The 5,870-nt window shown below is 45.6% G+C and carries 4 protein-coding genes; 2 read left to right on the forward strand and 2 right to left on the reverse strand.

What is annotated here, in order from left to right; genetic code table 11:
- Positions 1-95 precede the first annotated feature (95 nt).
- Positions 96-962 (reverse strand): hypothetical protein, encoded by an 867-nt coding sequence (locus H6S82_RS15110; protein ID WP_190470635.1) that lies wholly within the window; start codon positions 960-962, stop codon positions 96-98.
- A gap of 48 nt (positions 963-1,010) precedes the next feature.
- The gene (locus H6S82_RS15115; protein WP_190470632.1) at positions 1,011-2,609 is read right to left on the reverse strand and encodes an Hsp70 family protein; all 1,599 of its coding nucleotides are present in this window, start codon (positions 2,607-2,609) and stop codon (positions 1,011-1,013) included.
- 163 nt (positions 2,610-2,772) lie between these two features.
- On the opposite strand from H6S82_RS15115, the gene H6S82_RS15120 reads away from it, so the two are divergent.
- Positions 2,773-5,487 carry an NHLP bacteriocin export ABC transporter permease/ATPase subunit gene (locus tag H6S82_RS15120; RefSeq protein WP_242056960.1) on the forward strand — a complete coding sequence of 905 codons (2,715 nt, stop codon included), beginning with the start codon at positions 2,773-2,775 and terminating at the stop codon, positions 5,485-5,487.
- A 151-nt stretch (positions 5,488-5,638) separates the two neighbouring features.
- Positions 5,639-5,860: a 4-Cys prefix domain-containing protein gene (locus H6S82_RS15125; RefSeq protein WP_190470629.1), complete on the forward strand. Its 222-nt coding sequence runs from the start codon at positions 5,639-5,641 to the stop codon at positions 5,858-5,860.
- Positions 5,861-5,870 lie beyond the last annotated feature (10 nt).

The raw sequence follows: 5,870 nt of genomic DNA on the forward strand, positions 1-5,870 counted from the left end.
CAAAAGTCAAAAGTCAAAAGTCAAAAGTCAAAATTAATATTTTGTTTTGGCTTTTAACTTTTGGCTTCTTCAGGACTTAGATCGTTCATATTGCGTTACCTCCCCAAACCAGCTTCTCTTAGTGCTTGTGCGAGTGGTTCTGTCAGATTTAATGAAAGCGCCCATCTTTGCAGATACTCGAAATCGAGTCGTTCCCCTTGCAGCTTCAACACACCCAAAATATCTCGCCACTGTTTCTGGGATTCGTTGTCAGTCATCCGAAACCAAACGAGTTTTTGCAATATCGTGTCTTCGGGTGTACAGACATAAAAAGATTTACTAATATCCCCGTCTGGATAGTGAAGCTGACGGCGAGACATTTTGGCACGGGAGAACTCGTCATCCTTCATCACAAAAATGTCTGCTTTTTCTGTTGTGGTCAGGTGGATAACATTAAACGATGAAGCCCTCCCACTCACGGCGTCTTCCACCGCCACTTGACTGATGTAAAACTGTTCTGCCAATGCGTTAATTAGTGGTATAATCTGGCTAGTTTGGATGTTTATTACTAAATCCACGTCTTGAGTGAGTCTGACTTCCCCTTGTAGAGAGCTAGCAACAGAACCTCCTACATAATAAGGGATATTCAGTGAGGTCAAGACAGACGCTAGTTGGTTTGCTAGCCAAATTGGGTCTTCTATCATCAATTCTCCCAGGTATTTCAATCCAGATAAAAAATCAGCCCATTCTTGCCCTAAGCGTTTTCTGATGTAATGTTGTCTCACTGTATCTTTTGAAGCGTTAGGGAACTGACTTTTAATGCCCATCAATGCTAATGTTGCCCCGCGTTTGGCCACCCGCTTGAAAAGAGCTTCTTTTTGCCCTGGTGTCATCTTTCGCCAGAGATTGAACTGCACTTGCTCGGCTTCGATCGAAGTATCTGTAGACTGTGTTCGGTAGTCAAGTGCGGCAATAACTGCCATAGCGATCGCCTCCTTTAATTGTGCTAAGATTTTTACTAGATTTATTGTTTAGCTCAGCTGAACTACAGGCCGATCGTCTAACAAAGTTTGCTTGCTGAGCATATCTTGGACGGTCATCCTCAGAAAGCGTCGGTCATCTACCTGAAACAGCACTTTGATGCGATCGTTCCCCGGATAGCCTGGGGGTGTCAGCTGGGCGATCGTCCTGGCACCTTCCCGATCGTTGAGCGGTTGTACTTGCGTTTGACCGCTGCCTATGTTGCGGGTAATCAGACGATCGCCATCAAAATAAACTTCTGTCGCGCTGTTGCTTTCGGTTCCCAATTCGCCGATAATTAATTCTATACTGGGTTGGTTTTCTACCGAGGCACCCAAGACTAATTCTACCGGTTCGCTCATCGGATAAGGTTGTCCAGCTTTTATTAAGGGATGCCAATTGTGTCGGCTGTGGCGTCTATCCCAGTAACGAATTCCGTAACTGTGATAGAGAAAGTCTTTGAGTTCTATCCCTTGCGCTAGTTGCAAAGCACCTTGGGCGATCGCTTCAAAAGGTTTTTCGCAGCGAATTTTGGTCGCCTCAAAATATTGCTGCACCCAAGTTTGCACAGATGGGATTTGTACTGTACCGCCAACTAATAAAACCGCATCGATATCGGCAACTTCTAAACCTTGCCGTCGCGCTTGCTGTAGCACTTGAGTCATCGACTCATCCAAGCGATCGAAAAACTTGTGTTCTTTGAGGATATCTTCAAAGCGATCGCGCTCTAATTGCAGATCGTAGGTTTCAAAAGTTTCATCATTAAAGTATACTTCACTTGCCTGTCTTTGCAAAGACAATTGCATTTTTAACCGTTCTGCTAAACGAGTTGTCAGCGGTGTTGACACCAAACCTTGAGTTTTGGCAAAATAATCTACCAACCAGTTATCGATATCCGCACCGCCGAGATTTTGACCGGCTTTGGCCAGGACGCGAGCTGTTTTTACCTTTTGTCCGGAAGATTCAGCCAGGGATTTATCGCCCCATTTGAGAATAAAGCCTAGCGGTTTTTTGTTAGTGGAACTATCCAAGCGCACCAGAGAAAGATCCAGCGTACCGCCGCCAAAATCTACCACTAGAATAACTTGTCGATCGGCCATTCCGTAACCCAAAGCCGCCGCCGTAGGTTCATCTACGATTCGCACTTGTTCGACGGGGAGAGATTGGCAAACTTGACCTAACCAGTGGCGATAAGCTTCAAAGCTATCGACGGGAACGGTTAATATTAAAGATTGACCGACATCTGGCAAAGTCGCTTGCAGTTTTTCGATCGACTGGGAGAGGAACCATTTCCCCACTTGTTCAAAAGTAACGACTTTCCCGTCCAGTTCTGGCAAAAATCCTTGGATAGCAGCGCCGATACCTCGTTTGAAACTGCGGAAAAAACGGGGGTCAGTTTTGAGGTCGAGACCGCGATCGCGCACAGCCTGTCCAACTACTACTTTACTGGAGGAAGCGTCCTCAACATAGAGTAAACTGGGTATCAAGGGGGGATTTTGCCCCTGCATTACCGATAAACCAGATAAGCTCAAGGTTTCTGGCTTCTGGGTTACTGGATTCCAGCGGGCGATTACCGTATTGCTAGTTCCGAAATCAATTGCGATCGTCATTTACCCAGTTTACCAGTAGATTGGGATTCGATCGTCTGACTGCTATTAGGGTGGGGGACGGCACGAAATTCCCTCTTCCCTCTTCCCTGTCCCTTACCATACCTTCGATCTGTCAAAGAGACTGACATTTTCCAGCATAAACTCTCTAGACCCAACTGAACTTTTGCTGCTCTCTTTCATGACTAACTTCCATAGTTCCGCACGAACGATCGCAAGTAACAACCTATTTCCTCTCTCTACACCGATGACAGCATGGAGGGTGAAAGAGGGTGCAATGGCAGTGTTTGCGATCGCTACTATCAATGGTAGTCCACAGGGAGCGCGACGCTATCTTTTCGATGTCGCGCCACCAGATGTACTATTCGGTATGGCGACTAGATTGGAGGGTCAGTCACATCAATTAATTGCTGTTGCTTATGAGGAAACGCATTTAGTATCGATCGCTCTGGTAGACTGGGTAGGACAAGCCATAACTGAGCCAAATGGCGGGGGGGAGTCGCTGCTTGAGTGTTTGCAACAGTGGAGCGATCGCTTAGGGGCAGTTATCCGAGGGGCAGATATTTCATTCAATGGTATTAATGTAGCAGGGCTGGATAGTTTAGAGTCGGTTTGTGAATGTTTGGAGCGATTTCATGCTGACTTTTTACTTTGTCTGCACCAACTTGACCAAAAAGAAGCTCTGACGCGATCGGAACAATTTCAGTTACGCCAACAACTCAATCAAGCAGCGAGCGATCGCGCTTTGGATCATCTTACCAGTATTTTTCGCCGTCAAACAGCCGCATCTTTGGCAACAGGAACGGCTTTGTTAATGGCTGCGGGAGCGGTGGGGAGAGCGATGGGGATGGAAATTCGTCCCCCAGCCAAATCAGAAGACTTCCAGGGGCTTAAAGACCCACTAGAGGCGATCGCTCGCGCCTCTCGGATGCGGACGCGCCAAGTCATTTTGCGGGGTGCTTGGTGGCAGTTTGATGCTGGGCCGATTTTAGCATACACGGCTCAGGATGAGCGCCCGGTGGCTTTGCTTCCCATAAATGGTAATCGTTACGAAATTTTCGATCCCGAACAGCAGCGGCGCACACCTTTGAATGCAAACACGGCGCAATTGATTTCACCAATAGCTTATGTGTTTTATCGACCTTTCCCAGATAAAGTACTCACAGTCCTAGAAATTTTCAAGTTTGCCACTAAGGGAACGCTGCGGGATGTGGTAATCGTGTTTATCTTAGGTGCGGTTACTTCCATATTGGGGATGGTAATTCCCCAAGCTACTGGTATTTTAATCGATAATGCAATTCCTAATGCCGATCGCGGGTTGATTTTTCAGATTGGTTTAGGGTTACTAGCGGTAAATTTTGGCAGTATTCTATTAGGTTTGGTGGAAAATGTTGCGACTGCTCGCGCTCAAACTTTTGCGGAAATGCAAACTCAGGCGGCGACTTGGGATCGGCTGTTGAAATTGCCCGCGCCTTTCTTTCGCAACTTTTCGATTGGGGACTTGCAATTGCGCGTTTCTGGGATTAACCAACTTCACCAAATTCTCACGGGTACGGTAATGAGTTCCCTATTTAATAGTTTCTTTTCTCTATTGAATTTGGGGTTGTTGCTTTCTTACAATGGAAAATTGACATTAGTGGCGATCGCAGTAGCGGCCATCAATATTGCGATTACTTTCTTTTCTTTCTTTATTTCCCGCCAAAAAATGATTCCGATGCAAGAATTGGCTGGGGAATTATCCGGTTTAACCGTACAATTAATCGGTGCAGTAACGAAATTACGAGTAGCAGGTGCGGAAGAAAGGGCTTTTGCCTATTGGTCGCAAAAGTTTAGCCAACAACTTAATTTAACCCTCAGTACGGAGGCGATTGAAGATGGCATCACTCTTTTTAATAATATTCTGCCTACTGTTAGTTCAGTGGCAGTTTATGCGATAGCAGTAATGTTAATTGTCGAAGCCCAAGCTCAAGGAGAAAGGGGATTTTCTACCGGAACTTTTTTGGCGTTTAATGTGGCTTTCGGTACTTTTGTGGGCGGGGTGACGGGGTTGAGTAATGCAGCCATCCAATTAATGACGGTGAACGTGATTTGGGAACGAGTGAAACCTATTTTGGAAGCGCAACCAGAAGTTAACGATCGCAAAGCCGATCCGGGAATTTTGTTGGGTGAAGTTAAACTCGATCGGGTGAGTTTTCGCTATGCTCCAGATAGACCATTAGCTATTAATAAAGTGACAATTGAAGCGAAAGCTGGAGAATTTATTGCTATAGTCGGGCCGTCAGGTGGCGGCAAATCAACTATCGTCCGATTACTGTTAGGTTTTGAGCAGCCAGAAGCGGGAACAATTTATTACGATCATCGGGATTTATCGGGATTAGATATTTGGGCACTCCGGCGACAATTGGGTGTGGTTTTACAGAATAGTCGGATTAATAGTGGTTCGATATTTAAGAATATTTCTAGCAATGCTATAGTAACAATGGATGAAGCTTGGGCAGCTGCAAAAATGGCTGGTTTGGCGGAAGATATCGAACAAATGCCAATGGGAATGCACACGGTTGTTTCGGAAGGGGGATCGAATCTTTCGGGAGGACAACGCCAGCGTTTGTTTATCGCTCGTTCTTTGGTATTAAAACCGAAAATTTTGATTTTTGATGAGGCAACCAGTGCTTTAGATAACCGCACGCAAGCAATTGTAATTGAAAGTTTAGCACAGTTAAAGGTAACAAGAATTGTAGTGGCTCACCGTTTGAGTACCATTCGCTATGCCGATCGCATTTATGTGATTGTAGGGGGAGAAGTGAAGCAGGTGGGTAATTTTGAGGAATTAATGTCTCAACCGGGAATGTTTGCTGATTTGATGGCGCGACAGATGGCTTAATTTCGGATCGATTCCCCTAAATCCCCCTTCACAAGGGGGACTTTTGATACTCTTGAGTAGAATTCCCAAATCAAGGTCAAAATGCACGGCTTTGTGTTAATCCAGTGGGTCGCTGGGTATAATAACCAAAACCGCAAGTAGATGTGGCCGTATGAGATATTGCTTAAATCCAGATTGTCCGCAGCCGAAAAATTTGAGCGCAACTGAAAACTGTCAAGCTTGTGGTTCTTCGCTGACTTTGCAAGAGCGGTTTGATATTCTGGTTCAGATGGGACGGGGTGGGTATGGTGCAGTATTTTTAGCCATCGATCGGTCTCAACCTAACCCAATTCATTGTGTAAGTAGTCGGACAAAAGTAATCGACACTGTATGAACTTTTGTTA

Source organism: Planktothrix sp. FACHB-1355 (genome assembly GCF_014748295.1).
GTDB classification, from domain to species: Bacteria; Cyanobacteriota; Cyanobacteriia; order Cyanobacteriales; family Aerosakkonemataceae; genus Aerosakkonema; species Aerosakkonema funiforme_A.

What these genes read in the sequence shown, in the direction of transcription:
- H6S82_RS15115 (WP_190470632.1), bottom strand. Translation starts at nt 2,609, where the DNA reads ATGACGATCGCAATTGATTTCGGAACTAGCAATACGGTAATCGCCCGC.
- H6S82_RS15125 (WP_190470629.1), top strand. Translation starts at nt 5,639, where the DNA reads ATGAGATATTGCTTAAATCCAGATTGTCCGCAGCCGAAAAATTTGAGC.
- H6S82_RS15110 (WP_190470635.1), bottom strand. Translation starts at nt 962, where the DNA reads ATGGCAGTTATTGCCGCACTTGACTACCGAACACAGTCTACAGATACT.